Here is a 12,342-nt window from a genome sequence, read left to right as displayed (position 1 = left end):
TTAATTAATCAGATTTATAATCTCGCCGCTGTTCATCAGCTTTCCTTGACCGTAGAAATATAACGGATAATAAAAGCCGCTGTAGAAAAGGAAGCTTTCGAGATATACCGACGCAACCATCGCCTTGTATAACGAAATGTCATCGCCAGCCTCAATCGCGTTATACAGTCCGCCAATGATTGCGGCTTTCCGCTGCAAGTAGCGATTCGTCTTCACCCATTCGAACAGTTCCGTTATCTTCTCCGTTGGCGCAAGCGTCATAAATATGTTCGAATAGGATTTCGCATGGACTGCGTTCTCCATCATCGCCATGAAATTCAGGACTGCTTTACGTTGGTGTCCGGAAACCTGGGCGGCAATTAGCGGCATACCCGTGTTTCCTTGCTCCGTGTCGAGTAGCGTTAAGCCCGCGAGCACTTTCATATACGTGTCCTGTTCGTTGGCTCCGAGATACTTCCACGTTAGAAGGTCGCCGTTTAGCGAAATCTCTTCCGGGAGCCAAAACTGCTTAACGTTCTGTTCATAAAACATTTGTGTGAATCCGTCTTCGTGCTGCGACCAGTTGGCCGCTGTATATTGCGTCAATTATTCGTCCTCCTTCTTAGGAATTAAGCTTATTTTTACGGGTGATCGAGAACTTTCCTTCGGGTAAAATCAGCACCTCGCCATCTGGTGATTTAAAAACTGTGTTTCGCAGTGTGTTGTCATAGACAAATGTGCGATTGTTTTGCGGCTTAACTTGCCCATCGATCGCTTCAAAGCCGATAAGAACAGACAGCTTTCGTTTTCTTAAATACCAAATCGCTAATGAAGTAAGCATTATTCGTCCTCCTCGTCATAATCTACTTCCTCGTCTGATACGGCGCTGAAAGACCATTCGCGAGGAAAGTCTTCGTTGAATAACCAATGATCAATTCCATGCGTCACACACGTTCCGTGAATTAATTCGTCCTCGTTGTAAATCACGTAGCCCTCAATTTTAACCTTCCGCATCATTCGTCCTCCTCATCGTTTAGACTACGCACGATAAGCAACCTTCCTGCCCCGTATCCTTTGTTCGCGCATAGTAAAGCGTCTTGATACCTTTGTGATGTGCGTATAAATCGATCCGGTTCAGATCGCGCGTCGTCATCGTATCCTTCAGGAACAGCGTAAATGAGATACCTTGATCGACGTGCTGCTGAATTGTCGCGATCATATCGACGACTTTGAACATATCCATGTCGTACGCTTCCTTGTAGAAGAACCAGTTCTTCGCGCTAAGCCCCGGCATCGGATAATACGTCTTGGAATTTCCGTATGTCCGTTCCTCTATGCGCTCCATAATCGGCATGACTGATGCGGTAGCCGACTGCACATACGAAATAGATCCGGTCGGTGCAATCGCGAGTCTATACGAATGGTAGAGTCCGTATTTTCGTACGTTATTCTCCAGCCGAACCCAATCGATGCGTTCCGGAATTTCAACGCCTTCAAACATCTTCGCGACCTTCTCCGTTTTAGGACGGAAATCTCCTGCGACGTACTTATCGAAGTAGCTTCCGCTCGCATACGTTGACCCTTCGAAGCCCTCGAACGTGCTACCGGTTTCCTTTGCAAGCTCCATCGACCGCACCAGCGACCAATAATTGACGAGCGCAAAGAATACGTTAGCGAAGTCCCGCGCTTCCTCCGATTCATAGGCGATCCCATTCTGCGCAAGATATCCGTGTAGATTCATCGCGCCAAGACCGATCGAACGCATATGACGGTTTGCCTTAGCGACTGCCGGCGCGTTCTTGATATTCGTTGATTCCGATACGATCGTCAGCGAATCGACTGCGAGCCTAACCGTTTGCTCGATCGACTTATTCGCCATGACGTTCGCAATGTTGAGTGATCCGAGATTGCACGAAATATCGAGGCCGATTGTGTCCGGTTCGCCGTAGTCGGTGTACTCCGATACTTGCGACGCCTGAAGCACTTCGCTACAGAGATTCGAAAATTTAACCTTCGAAATGTGATTCAGCGCATGAGCCGCGTTTACGTTATCTTCGAACATAATGTACGGGTACCCCGATTCGGATCGCAGAATCGCAAGCTTTTCGAGTAGCTGACGCGGATTGATTTTGTCTTTGCGGACGTTCGGATTCTCGACGAGTTTGTCGTACATCTCTCCGATATCCATTTCGTCAAGATGTTCGCCGTATTCCTTATAGACCGTATGCGGATAGAAAACGTACGCGTCCCGATCTTCGCGAGCCAGTTCGATGAATTTATCCGGAATGACAACGCCGATCGACAGCGTCTTGACCCTGACGTCTTCATCTGCGCTGATCTTCTTCGTATCCAGGAACGCGTCAATGTCCGCATGAAATACGTTGAGATACGCTGCGCCGGCTCCTTGCCGCTGGCCCATTTGATCGGCATACCGGAACGCATTATCGAGCAGCTTCATGACGCCGACGACGCCTTTCGTCGAATTCTCAACGCCTTTAATCGACTCACCTTTCGCCCTGATTTTCGATAGGTTAAGCGAGACGCCTCCGCCAAGTTTCGAAAGCTGCATCGCCATGTCTACCGCGCGACTGATATCGTTCAGAGAGTCGCCTGCTTCGAGAAGGAAGCACGATACTAATTCGCCGCGTCGCTTCCGCCCGGCATTCAAGAACGTCGGTGTGGCCGGCTGATATTCCTGACGAATCATCATTTCCGCAAACTCGATCGCCTTGGCTGCGTCTCCTTTCGCGAAGAACAGCGCACAGATGGCGATGCGGTCTTCGTAGCGTTCGAGGATCTTCTTCTTATCGTTCGTCTTCAGCGCGTAATCGTTATAAAACTTGAACGCACTCATGAACGAAGGGAAACGGAACTTTTTCGCGTAGGCCGCCTTGTAGACCGCTTTTATTTCATCGAACGTATACGGTTCGAAGACCTCGCGTTCGTAGTAGTCGTTCTCGATCAGATAGTTGAGCTTTTCGCGCAGATCGTGGAAAAATACCGTATTCTGATTCACGTAATCTATGAAATAACTGCGGACGGCTTCGGCATCCTTTTCGAACTGAAAGCCGCCGTTCTTCCGTATCATTATTTCGTTATTAAGTTCGATATACTTCGCGTGTTTATTCGTCAATAGCTCCCACCCTTTCCGTAAATATCCGTATATCTTCCGCCGTGCCCGCTAACTCGAACTTGTGAACGATCGGCACTCCGTATTCTTCCGCAATCAAGTCCGCCGCCTTGGCGTAATTACCGCCCCAGTTGCGATTGCCTGACGCAGCCACTCCCGCCATTAAATCGCCATTGTCCGCAAGGAAATCCCAAACGGTGCCGGCAACCTGGCCGAATCCGTAAGTTCCCGTTACCAATACGAACGGCTCCGTTAAGAGCATATCCGGTTTGATTTCGACCGCAGGCAGGCCGGTCTTGGCTACGAATCGGCGGACGTTGCCGGCCAGCGAATAATAGGCGATTAGCATTCGGAAGACTCCTTCCGTTTTAATTCCGCCTCTATTTCGTTTATTCGCGCCAGAATCCGGTCACGCTCGATTTCAAGTTCGAGTCTCTTCCGCTCATGCCGACTGATTGCATAATCAACATCGGTAAGTTGTTCGTCAAGCCATCGCAAGGACTGTCGCAACTGTGCGGCCGGGACGCCATAGCATTCGTAGGTCATCGGTTAACAACTCCGACAATATCGTCAATGTATCCGATCGTTTTCGTAATATAAAAGATCTTGTAACCGGACCCCCTGAGCGAATTGACCGTCGCTTCTGCATCTGTATCAGACTCCACACGGAGTATCTCCGCCTCTTTATATGAAAAGCCTTCCTCTTTACCCGCAATAATGAAATAATCGTTATTCATTGCGCTTCCTCCTCTACGTCCTTTTGAACGCGTTTATGTTCGCGGTACGCGGTGTACAGCCGATCAGCTAATCCGGTAAGTAACGCAGTTACCATGAAAACTACTGCGATTGTGATTCCGACTTTAACGACTGTTCCGACCGCTGGGACCGATAACAGTGCCGTCACGATGACAAAGCCGGTCAGGCATCCCGCAGAAAACAGACCGAGTAATAAGGTGAGCGCAGCCAAGTACGCTAATGCTCCGATAAGTCGCTGTTTAAACATCCGAGCCACCTCCTAATTCATCCTTATATCGTTCATGCAATGTGTCTGCGAGTTCCTTAGCGTACACAAGAAACGCATTGACAAAATCAGCCTCTTCCTGCGTTATTATTTCATTTTCTTTACCTTGCTTAGCTTGAATTTGGCGAGTTAAAGCAACCGCCGAATAAATAAAGCCATCAAATATCTCCTGTTTAAGAATCATCATATTTCTATGCTCTTCCACTGATCATTTCCCTCCGATCGTGTCGAGGATTTCCTTGATCGCGTAGTATTCCGGGTTGATTAGCGCTTTGATACCTTCAGTGATCGCATAAATACCGAACACTCCCGGAAGAATCACTAACAGACCGACAGCAAGCACTACGAAAAACCATTCGCAATCCCAATTACAATACCGCTCCCCGTATATCTTTATAGTCACCTTCGTAATTATGACTCCCGCAATAACTGCGATCATTAGAAAAACGAACCCGATAATCAAATCAGTCACACCGCTAGCAAACGCCTGCTTAACGAGAACTCCGTACACATGATCGGCCGCGACCCCGAGCTTTGCCGCCAGCTTATCGATGTATTCCATCGCTTTATCCATCTACTCGTCCTCCTTATCTCGTACAAATCCGAAATCATTATCGCGAAGAACCGAATGGAGAACGGCAGCCACACGGTTAATAACGTCCTCGTCCTGCTCCATGAAACCCGCTTCGTTAAAGATTGCGTGTGTAAGTTCGTGAATTAAAACGTTATTGATGCGTGAAGGCGATAGACCCTTCTCGATCTGAATGTTCGTATCTTGATACGTTACTTGACCCCAAAGCTGATGAAGTCGGTTTAAGTCCGGCACTAATTCGACCGAGTAATCAACGCCTCCAACCCGAAAAACTTTTCCGTCAATCATTTCGCGTCCTCCTTCGGTTTATCTATTACGCCTACGTGAATCAGCCACGCAAGCCCAATCGCAGCCGCATCGCTCTCATCGAAGTTTGCAAACGCGCCCTTGTATCCGGTGATCCTCCGCACCGCCGCCTCCACTTCGTCTTTCTCTGCCCTGCCCGATCCAGCCACCTTCGACTTAACCGTCGTTGCGGGTATTCCGAGGTCTGGCGTACGTTTACCAGGCTTCCGAAACTTATCGAACGTTAACCCGAATCGTGACGCTGCCCTCTCACACGCATTCCATGCTGACAGTACCGGATAGTTCGATGTAGACGTTTTGCCCGCGAAGTCCTCCCGCACCACATAGTCGAAGCCGTCGCGAGGACAATTTTTATCGAGAAACATCATCGCCCAGCCCTCGATAACTTCCGCTCGGTGCGCGTGTGACCGGCTAGGGTTCGGCTTGACGTGCGATAACGCTTTTATCGTTGGCTTTCGGTTTCGTACCTCGATGATCGCCACGCCGGGGCAGGTCATTGACGTATCGAACGCAAGGACTCGGATAGGATTGGCGCTACTCATTCAAGGCCGCCTTGACAATCGATTCAACATCCGTAGATTTTTTAATTTCCGCAAAGATAACTTCCCCATCGCCTAAGCCATTTTCGACCGCGTACCGTACAAATCTTTCGTATGCTTCATTCGCCTCTTTTTCCGAATCAACAATCTTAAAATCCATTTCGTCAGTTTCTAAAATAAGATATTTCGTCATCATTCCGCCTCCTCTTCGACTTGGACATCCGCCAAGTATTCTCGCAAGTTATTATGATCGTATTTACCCGCCAAGTTTGACGTAGCATAACGTCGCTCGGCCGCGAACAACATCGTCTTTTCTTCGTCCGTTAACTGCGATTTACAGTGTCCTTTGAACGCACAGAACGCGCATTTCCCAGTCATTTCGATCGTCATTGGCGGAATCTGTTTCTCGTAAACTAGCCGCGCTTGTTCCGCTAAGTCCGCAAGTAAAGCCTCCTGCATATCTTCCGTAATTACGAAATGGAAAGCTCGCAGATCCGGCTTCGGCTTACCGTCCGCCCAAGTCTTGCGCGTCTTCGGAACGCTCTTCTTATCTTCGTCCGAGAACCACGACGGCTTTTCGGTAGATTCGTAGAGAATAATGCCTTCGTTAATTCCGAATAACAGCGACTCGGCCGTAACCTGACGTAAGTGATGGCCGTCGGCGCCTTTGAAATCGAGTTTCCCATTCATCGCGACTAGACCCGTCGCCTTCGTTTTGTATTCGAACAGTAGCTTCCGTCCTTGATAATCGAGAATGCCGTCCGGCTTTGCGGTGATGGCGAACTTGACTCCGTTTCGTTCGAACACTTTCCACGCCTTCACTGCGTCCTCGAATGCGTATTGTCCATCGTCAGTTTCTTCGATGGTAAATTCGGCTTTATTCCCGAGTCGCTTCGGCATGTGGATGAGATCGAGTTGCACGAAGTCGACTATCGCCGTACCTTGACGCCTTTGTCTTCCGCGAAAAGGTTCGTCGTGGGACTTCTCCGGCTTCGTTTCGCTGTTTTTGAAAAAGACCTGACGATCGCACATGTCGGTTCCGGATGCGCCAAACGTAACGATTTTTTTGTCGGGATACGGCTTCCAACCGAGATGACTCAGCTTTTGTTCGTAGAATCGACGCTCAATCTTATCGATGTAATATGACGAGCTCGGATGCGCATAATAGGCGTCTAGCTGATCGATGAAAGCTTGCGCAATGTCTTTCGGTTGTGATTGCGATAAATGTGCCCGCAGTGAATTTGCGGCTGATCTTCCGTTTGAATTCGTCAATTAATCGTCTCCCTTCGAAGTGTTAAGCGCATTTTGTAGGTCGTTGTAGATAGTCTCGTAAACTGGGTCATCTTCGAAATCAATCCCAAGCGCCTCTAACAAACTTTCAATTGCATAAATCGCCTGCTCTATCGTCTGCGCATCTACGAGAATTTCCGCCATATCAAACCGCCTCCTTATTTTTAAACCATTCATCCACCGAGAAACCGTTTCCCCATCTGCGGCAGATCTCGATATCAGTCTTGTTCGGAATGTTGCCGAAAACGTACGTATTCAGCATGACATCCTCGAAGTCTTTAACGTCTTCTCGCGTGATAGTGTCCGGCACTAAAAGCAGCGCTTCGTCATGTACTACACACCATATCCGCCATTCTCCGCGACCTTCAGCCGTCTTCCTATCGCATAACTCTTGCAACGCAATCATCGTCGCTTTTGTCTGAATCGCTGCTGATCCTTGAACTCTTGCGTTAGTTGACTGCGTATAAACAGCCGAGTAATGGCCTTTGGCGTTACGATCCTTCGCGTCTGGCAACCGTCTTTTACGTTGGCCGCGATCCATCCAAACATAACCGTGCTTCTTAACGAAAGCTTGATTCGTTTCGACCCACTTTTTGACGATCGGAAATCTCTCGAAGAAGTTGTCGAGGAACTTCTGCGCCTCTTTCTTCGATATTCCGATAGCGTCCTTGAGCATGTTCGCGCCGCCTCCGTAAGCAACCGCAAGCATGATGACCTTCGCCTGTTTACGGTAGACTGATCCGTCGCCGCACTCTTCGATCGGCTTATTGAAAACCTCCGCAGCGATTGACGCATATAGATCATTACCTTGCAAGTAGTTATCGACTAGCTTCGGATCTTGCGAGAAGTACGCCAGGCATCGGTATTCTTGCTGACTCCAGTCTCCGCCTAAAATCGCGTATCCTTTAGGAGCTACGAACATTTTCCGGGCTTCCTTCGGTTGATTCTGTAGGTTGACGCCTGTTCCACCGGAAGAAAATCGGCCAGTCTTTGCGCCGTTCTGATTAAAATTCGTGTAGAGTTTGCCGGTCCTCTTGTCGATTAATTCCGGCAAAGCGTTGATGTACGTTGAATACAGTTTGAATTTCTCTTTGTATTCGAGAAGCTTCTTAATGATCGGATGTTTGCTCGCGAGTGGTTTCAGGGCTTTCTTTGCGTCAGTTGAGTCGAGCTTCTCTCCGGTTGCTTCTTCTAACGCTGGCTTAAGCTGCGCCGGCGAGTTAATGTTGATGTCGTCCAACTCGTCGATAATCTCCGAATACAAACGATCAATCTCCGTTTTGATCTCCTTACCGTATTCCTCAGCGAATTCTAGGTCGATATCGAATCCGGTTGACTCAAGCTTCTGCACGACGCTGATTAACGGAACCTCGACCGTCTCATAGTAGCGAAGGATATCCGGAAACTTCTTCAGGTGTTCGCGTTGGAAATCGCGAAGCTTTCTCGTCACATCACCGTCTTTTGCCGCATAAGCAAGCGCAATTCGTAGATCGCTCACTTCGTCAAAGCCGATCTTTCCGAATAAGTCTTCGTATATGTCCGATTTAATCCGTAGATATTTCGTGACGAGGTTCTTCAGCGCAAAGGACGGTTCATTTTCGTTAAGCAGTCGCATCGCTTCCTGGGTATCCCACGTAAGTCCACGCAACGTAATTCCTTCGCGATCCAGCATGTGAATATCGAACTTTGCGTTATGAGCGAGCTTTCCGATCGACTCATCTTCGTAAAATGGCCGCAGTTTTTCGACGACAAATCCGTTATCCAATTGCGGATGGTCCGTCTTATGCTTCGTCGGGATGTACGCGTGGATGTCCGCTTTAATAGCCGTCAGCACATGGCCGACAATACAGTCGTTCCATACGTCTGTGCCCGTCGTCTCAACGTCGAATACGATCTCTTCTTCGTCAGCAAGCAACGCAAGAAATTCGTCGAGCCGCGCTTCGTCCGTAATCAGCCAGTAGTTTTCCGGCGTATTCTCGACCATCTTCCGTAAGGTTTCTTCGCGCTTGGATTCTTGTAGCGTCTTCCATAGGCGCATGGCCTCCGCCTTGCTGAACACTTTCGGATTGCCGGCCTTGTTTACGCAGTCAGACGGATTCCTGGCGAGCTTTCCTGCGTCCATTTCCGCCTTAACTTCGTTTAATCGTTGGCGGTCAGTTTCCGATAGCTTGCTCGCGAATATGCGGCGCCAGCTTTCCTCGATCGGTTCGGCCGTTTTCGCCTTCTGCTTCCGTTTGGCCGTTTCGGTAACTTTTTCGTTTTTAACTTCGTCATTTTTCGGCGTCAACGCGCTAAGATTCAACCGCAGATTTCCGAGCTCCATTCGCATCCTCCTTTCTCGCGAGATAGGTTCGGACTACTTTTCGTCTTTATCTTCTGCGACCCCGATACCGATCAAAATAATCGCTAATGCCGCAATAGGAAGCGTGATTAACGTCTCTTTATCGACGTTCAATCCCGCTAAGAACGCCAGCACCACGCCCGATACGTACGATAATATACGCTCCGTCTTCCGGCTCATAAATCGACCTCCTCCGTCCATTTCCGCTTGTATTCCGCCTCGTTATCCGCATACCAATCCGACCAGCAAGCGTTGTCGCAAAAGTACCGGTCGAAGAGCGAATCGTATGTTGCGGATCGCCCTTCGTTTAAAATCCGGCTACATTCGGCGCAGATGGCGGCAGGTTTTGCGGACACTTACTCGGCGTCCTTTCGATCGAAACGCGCTTCGACAGGCGTTACGAGTTCGATTGCTGCGTCGTATTTGTACCCATCTTCGCAACCCGTCGGCCTGATAAATACAATCGGGAATGAAGAGGAGGCGTCAATTCGCTTAATTTCGAACAAGTCGCCGCTAGGATTCCGAAAGATGTCACCGGCCTTATACTCGCCAACCTCCCGCCCGATTGCGGCCCATTTTTCGATCTCTTCGACCTCCGCGACCTCTTCTTCCGTTAGGAGTTCGAGTTGGGCAGGCGTTGCGAAGCCGTATAAAGGACCGTTGGTAATACAGATTCTACCGTCCCAACCTCCCGTTACCTGTTGATCTCCAACCCCGTAAACTTTTCCGTCTTCGAAACCGTTTAGCGGACATTCACCGCCACCCGACTTCAACCGGACTTTAGCGCCTTTCTTAAACTTTGCGCGAGCCGTCGCGTCTTTTGCTTCGGCAACTTCTTCGTCAGTGGCTCGGACAAGTTCATATTCGTAAAAAATTCCGACATCATTTCCGTTTAAATTTTCGCAATGGTAAGGTGCAAAATCTTTGTCGTCCCTTTTCACTATTACGATTTCATCGATTTCCGCAAAATGACCGCTTTCTTTTCCGACCACCTTCGCATAATCACCGACTTTTAACCGTTCAGGCTTCGGCTCGGCGGCGCTGACTTTACGGTAGACTTCGAAAACATCTTCGTAAGTATCAAAATCGTCTCCTTCGTCATCAATGATGTGCGGATCTCCATGTCCATCTACGCGATAGATTTCGTAATACTTCCCGGTGGTTAGATAATCGTTTGGAGATTCGTCAAACTTAACGAAATCGCCCGCCTTCGCCTCGCTCTTGTCAATCCGTACGTACTCCGTCTTAGCTTCGCCTTTTAGCGCAGCGACGTCGGATTCTAACGCATCGACGCGGTCTTCTAATGACGGTTGGATTTCGGAGACTTTACGGAAGACATCTAACCGACGTTTGTATGTCGACGCATTGCAAGTGTTTCCAACCATGCCGACAATTTGTTCGCGTGGATCAAAACTGTCGTTTGTGTATGTTACGACGAAAAACTCACCGACTCTCTGATCGCCCCACTCTTCTTTAACGAGCACGATATCACCCTTCTGCGCACCTCCTTCCACACGCTCATACTCCGTACCATCATACGCAACCTTCGTAATTTCACCGTTCACCATATCGAGAGTCTTAACGCCATGTAATCTCGCCATCATACCGCCTCCGCTTCGTTATTTTCCGCAAGATCTTCCCGCATGAAATTCAGATTCATTTCGACCCAACGCTTGCCATCCTTTTCTTGCGGGCCCCAATAGTCGGTAATGCTACGAGTATCGAACATCCATGCGCGAGGGAACTTTCCTTCACCGACCAGAACGCCGATAAAATAATCCGCATCCTCAGGTGTGTAGGCTTCTCCGTCTCCTTTACGTCCGCTAACCGTCAAGTAACCGCGCTGCTTCCTTCGGTCACGAATTGTCTTAACCTGGAACGTTTTCCATTCGCCAGTGCCCGGATCTCTTGCGCTAATGTCGAACGGTTCTTCTGTCTCCGCTTTTGATATCGCTTGCCACCCGCTAGCCATTAAAGCAGCGCGGGCAATTAGTTCGGAATATTTGCCGATAATTTCGGTTTGATGCGCCATCACTTCGCCTCCAATAACTTGTATAGTCTCGCCGTTTCTAAAAGCAACACGCCGCATGATACGTTTAAAATTCCAACTGCAATATCTCCGTAAAGTATTCGCCCAGCGGCTAAACCGAAAAATATAATCGCGAGAACAATTCGAGTTTGATACATTCAATCATCCCCCTTCGTTTTATTAAAACGGTAGATCATCATCGTCAATTGTTCCGTTATCTTTTTCGTTATTTGATTCCGTTAATGGGGGCAGAACGGCTTTCTTGACGCCCTCTTTCGCTTCGTGAAGAATCTTAACGATATCTTCTTCGTCGCGGAAGTTAGCGAGCTCTTCGTACTTGTAGTCGATGCCAATGAACGCCTTTGCCTCTTCAAGAACGTCGTCAGGCAGATCGCCAGATTCCAACGAATACGTTTTGTCGGCCTGCTTAAAATGAACCGCTTGCCCTACGAGCGTATACTCCGGCTGAATTTTCTTGACTGGCTTCTCCGCTTTATCAAAATCATCCATCAAACTATTCGCGTGGAACTCCGCAATATCGATAACGCGATAAGTCTTATATTTCGGATCGTATACCGGGATCATAAAGAACATTTTTCGTTTTGCTCCCGCTTTACATGAAATGCATTCGTCTTTTCCAGGTTGAAAATACTTTTGTAATTCGTCAACGCCGACCGTGCTGCGAGGAGAATGAAGGCACGTATGTTTTCGGAATTTGTGATCGTAACCTTTACCGGTATATTCTTTATTCTCGTGAACGAAATAGACGTACCACTCTTCGTACGGCGCAAGGATAACCAACGTACGGCCTTCCTTGTTGATCTCCCCGTGACTTCCGACGCGGACATAACGCGTAACGCCTTCCGGGAATTCGCTATCGCCGTTAGCCGCCTTATCACGTTCTTCTTCGCGCTTCTTCAAAATGTCTCTAATGCTCATTCGATTTCCCCCTACGTTTTAATTTTGAGGCTTTTAGCCCTCGCAAAATGCCGGTACCTGCGTCCGAAACGCCGCCAGCGCTAAGCCGTAGCGACGCGACTCTGTTACTTAACGGACACCCCGACATTCTCCGAGCGCTGGGCCGCATATCCGCCGCCCTATTCGCTTTCATCGCG

The 12,342-nt window shown here is 48.8% G+C and carries 21 protein-coding genes and 1 pseudogene; all 22 read right to left on the bottom strand.

Translation table 11 applies throughout. The annotated features are described in order from the left end of the window. Window positions 1-6: 6 nt before the first annotated feature. Window positions 7-585 (bottom strand): annotated as a pseudogene (locus M654_RS05895) (ribonucleotide-diphosphate reductase subunit beta); the annotation flags it as partial. 16 nt (window positions 586-601) lie between these two features. Beyond that, window positions 602-820 (bottom strand): hypothetical protein, encoded by a 219-nt coding sequence (locus M654_RS05890; RefSeq protein WP_026588477.1) that lies wholly within the window; start codon window positions 818-820, stop codon window positions 602-604. Beyond that, on the bottom strand, window positions 820-993 hold the full coding sequence (locus M654_RS23490; RefSeq protein WP_179115704.1) for a hypothetical protein: 174 nt from the start codon (window positions 991-993) through the stop codon (window positions 820-822). The genes M654_RS05890 and M654_RS23490 overlap by 1 nt, the downstream gene beginning before the upstream one ends. A 19-nt stretch (window positions 994-1,012) precedes the next feature. Further along, window positions 1,013-3,112 carry a class 1b ribonucleoside-diphosphate reductase subunit alpha gene (gene nrdE, locus M654_RS05885; protein ID WP_026588478.1) on the bottom strand — a complete coding sequence of 700 codons (2,100 nt, stop codon included), beginning with the start codon at window positions 3,110-3,112 and terminating at the stop codon, window positions 1,013-1,015. Beyond that, window positions 3,102-3,458: a class Ib ribonucleoside-diphosphate reductase assembly flavoprotein NrdI gene (gene nrdI / locus M654_RS05880; protein WP_026588479.1), complete on the bottom strand. Its 357-nt coding sequence runs from the start codon at window positions 3,456-3,458 to the stop codon at window positions 3,102-3,104. Before nrdI ends, nrdE begins: the two co-directional genes overlap by 11 nt. Beyond that, complete coding sequence (locus M654_RS05875) at window positions 3,452-3,655, bottom strand: hypothetical protein (RefSeq protein ID WP_026588480.1); 204 nt, start codon at window positions 3,653-3,655, stop codon at window positions 3,452-3,454. The genes nrdI and M654_RS05875 overlap by 7 nt, the downstream gene beginning before the upstream one ends. Beyond that, entirely contained in the window at window positions 3,652-3,846 is a 195-nt protein-coding gene (locus M654_RS05870; RefSeq protein ID WP_026588481.1) for a hypothetical protein, read from the bottom strand. The genes M654_RS05875 and M654_RS05870 overlap by 4 nt, the downstream gene beginning before the upstream one ends. Further along, a complete protein-coding gene (locus M654_RS05865) occupies window positions 3,843-4,112 on the bottom strand; it encodes a hypothetical protein (RefSeq protein WP_026588482.1) in 270 nt (89 codons plus the stop codon). The genes M654_RS05870 and M654_RS05865 overlap by 4 nt, the downstream gene beginning before the upstream one ends. Beyond that, window positions 4,105-4,335 carry a hypothetical protein gene (locus M654_RS05860; RefSeq protein WP_026588483.1) on the bottom strand — a complete coding sequence of 77 codons (231 nt, stop codon included), beginning with the start codon at window positions 4,333-4,335 and terminating at the stop codon, window positions 4,105-4,107. Before M654_RS05860 ends, M654_RS05865 begins: the two co-directional genes overlap by 8 nt. A 3-nt stretch (window positions 4,336-4,338) precedes the next feature. Beyond that, complete coding sequence (locus tag M654_RS05855; RefSeq protein ID WP_026588484.1) at window positions 4,339-4,704, bottom strand: hypothetical protein; 366 nt, start codon at window positions 4,702-4,704, stop codon at window positions 4,339-4,341. Beyond that, window positions 4,705-5,010, bottom strand: a complete 306-nt coding sequence (locus M654_RS05850; protein WP_026588485.1) for a hypothetical protein — start codon at window positions 5,008-5,010, stop codon at window positions 4,705-4,707. After that, complete coding sequence (locus M654_RS05845) at window positions 5,007-5,570, bottom strand: RuvC family protein (RefSeq protein WP_026588486.1); 564 nt, start codon at window positions 5,568-5,570, stop codon at window positions 5,007-5,009. The genes M654_RS05850 and M654_RS05845 overlap by 4 nt, the downstream gene beginning before the upstream one ends. Next, window positions 5,563-5,760: a hypothetical protein gene (locus M654_RS05840; protein WP_026588487.1), complete on the bottom strand. Its 198-nt coding sequence runs from the start codon at window positions 5,758-5,760 to the stop codon at window positions 5,563-5,565. Before M654_RS05840 ends, M654_RS05845 begins: the two co-directional genes overlap by 8 nt. Continuing rightward, window positions 5,760-6,839, bottom strand: coding sequence for a hypothetical protein (locus M654_RS05835; RefSeq protein ID WP_236251203.1), 1,080 nt, complete (start codon window positions 6,837-6,839; stop codon window positions 5,760-5,762). The genes M654_RS05840 and M654_RS05835 overlap by 1 nt, the downstream gene beginning before the upstream one ends. Further along, window positions 6,840-7,001, bottom strand: a complete 162-nt coding sequence (locus M654_RS05830; RefSeq protein WP_163170549.1) for a hypothetical protein — start codon at window positions 6,999-7,001, stop codon at window positions 6,840-6,842. A gap of 1 nt (window position 7,002) precedes the next feature. Continuing rightward, window positions 7,003-9,180, bottom strand: a complete 2,178-nt coding sequence (locus M654_RS05825; RefSeq protein WP_026588489.1) for a DNA polymerase — start codon at window positions 9,178-9,180, stop codon at window positions 7,003-7,005. Between the two features lie 33 nt (window positions 9,181-9,213). Next, complete coding sequence (locus M654_RS05820) at window positions 9,214-9,378, bottom strand: hypothetical protein (protein WP_163170548.1); 165 nt, start codon at window positions 9,376-9,378, stop codon at window positions 9,214-9,216. Next, window positions 9,375-9,554 carry a hypothetical protein gene (locus M654_RS05815; RefSeq protein WP_026588490.1) on the bottom strand — a complete coding sequence of 60 codons (180 nt, stop codon included), beginning with the start codon at window positions 9,552-9,554 and terminating at the stop codon, window positions 9,375-9,377. The genes M654_RS05820 and M654_RS05815 overlap by 4 nt, the downstream gene beginning before the upstream one ends. Continuing rightward, complete coding sequence (locus tag M654_RS23485; RefSeq protein ID WP_026588491.1) at window positions 9,555-10,799, bottom strand: hypothetical protein; 1,245 nt, start codon at window positions 10,797-10,799, stop codon at window positions 9,555-9,557. After that, window positions 10,799-11,230, bottom strand: coding sequence for a hypothetical protein (locus tag M654_RS05805; protein ID WP_026588492.1), 432 nt, complete (start codon window positions 11,228-11,230; stop codon window positions 10,799-10,801). The genes M654_RS23485 and M654_RS05805 overlap by 1 nt, the downstream gene beginning before the upstream one ends. Then, complete coding sequence (locus M654_RS05800; protein WP_163170547.1) at window positions 11,230-11,385, bottom strand: hypothetical protein; 156 nt, start codon at window positions 11,383-11,385, stop codon at window positions 11,230-11,232. Before M654_RS05800 ends, M654_RS05805 begins: the two co-directional genes overlap by 1 nt. A 22-nt stretch (window positions 11,386-11,407) precedes the next feature. Then, the gene (locus M654_RS05795; RefSeq protein WP_026588493.1) at window positions 11,408-12,166 is read right to left on the bottom strand and encodes a hypothetical protein; all 759 of its coding nucleotides are present in this window, start codon (window positions 12,164-12,166) and stop codon (window positions 11,408-11,410) included. Window positions 12,167-12,342: the final 176 nt, after the last annotated feature.

Origin of the sequence: Bacillus sp. NSP9.1, assembly GCF_000465465.2 — a bacterium.
Classification (GTDB): domain Bacteria; phylum Bacillota; class Bacilli; order Bacillales; family Bacillaceae; genus Bacillus; species Bacillus sonorensis_A.
This window is presented reverse-complemented; position numbering and strand designations above follow the sequence as displayed.

What these genes read in the sequence shown, in the direction of transcription:
- M654_RS23485 (WP_026588491.1), bottom strand. Translation starts at nt 10,799, where the DNA reads ATGGCGAGATTACATGGCGTTAAGACTCTCGATATGGTGAACGGTGAA.
- M654_RS05850 (WP_026588485.1), bottom strand. Translation starts at nt 5,010, where the DNA reads ATGATTGACGGAAAAGTTTTTCGGGTTGGAGGCGTTGATTACTCGGTC.
- M654_RS05840 (WP_026588487.1), bottom strand. Translation starts at nt 5,760, where the DNA reads ATGACGAAATATCTTATTTTAGAAACTGACGAAATGGATTTTAAGATT.
- M654_RS05855 (WP_026588484.1), bottom strand. Translation starts at nt 4,704, where the DNA reads ATGGATAAAGCGATGGAATACATCGATAAGCTGGCGGCAAAGCTCGGG.
- M654_RS05805 (WP_026588492.1), bottom strand. Translation starts at nt 11,230, where the DNA reads ATGGCGCATCAAACCGAAATTATCGGCAAATATTCCGAACTAATTGCC.
- M654_RS05820 (WP_163170548.1), bottom strand. Translation starts at nt 9,378, where the DNA reads ATGAGCCGGAAGACGGAGCGTATATTATCGTACGTATCGGGCGTGGTG.
- M654_RS05845 (WP_026588486.1), bottom strand. Translation starts at nt 5,570, where the DNA reads ATGAGTAGCGCCAATCCTATCCGAGTCCTTGCGTTCGATACGTCAATG.
- M654_RS05795 (WP_026588493.1), bottom strand. Translation starts at nt 12,166, where the DNA reads ATGAGCATTAGAGACATTTTGAAGAAGCGCGAAGAAGAACGTGATAAG.
- M654_RS05830 (WP_163170549.1), bottom strand. Translation starts at nt 7,001, where the DNA reads ATGGCGGAAATTCTCGTAGATGCGCAGACGATAGAGCAGGCGATTTAT.
- M654_RS05825 (WP_026588489.1), bottom strand. Translation starts at nt 9,180, where the DNA reads ATGGAGCTCGGAAATCTGCGGTTGAATCTTAGCGCGTTGACGCCGAAA.
- M654_RS23490 (WP_179115704.1), bottom strand. Translation starts at nt 993, where the DNA reads ATGCGGAAGGTTAAAATTGAGGGCTACGTGATTTACAACGAGGACGAA.
- M654_RS05800 (WP_163170547.1), bottom strand. Translation starts at nt 11,385, where the DNA reads ATGTATCAAACTCGAATTGTTCTCGCGATTATATTTTTCGGTTTAGCC.
- M654_RS05890 (WP_026588477.1), bottom strand. Translation starts at nt 820, where the DNA reads ATGCTTACTTCATTAGCGATTTGGTATTTAAGAAAACGAAAGCTGTCT.
- M654_RS05870 (WP_026588481.1), bottom strand. Translation starts at nt 3,846, where the DNA reads ATGAATAACGATTATTTCATTATTGCGGGTAAAGAGGAAGGCTTTTCA.
- M654_RS05875 (WP_026588480.1), bottom strand. Translation starts at nt 3,655, where the DNA reads ATGACCTACGAATGCTATGGCGTCCCGGCCGCACAGTTGCGACAGTCC.
- M654_RS05865 (WP_026588482.1), bottom strand. Translation starts at nt 4,112, where the DNA reads ATGTTTAAACAGCGACTTATCGGAGCATTAGCGTACTTGGCTGCGCTC.
- nrdI (WP_026588479.1), bottom strand. Translation starts at nt 3,458, where the DNA reads ATGCTAATCGCCTATTATTCGCTGGCCGGCAACGTCCGCCGATTCGTA.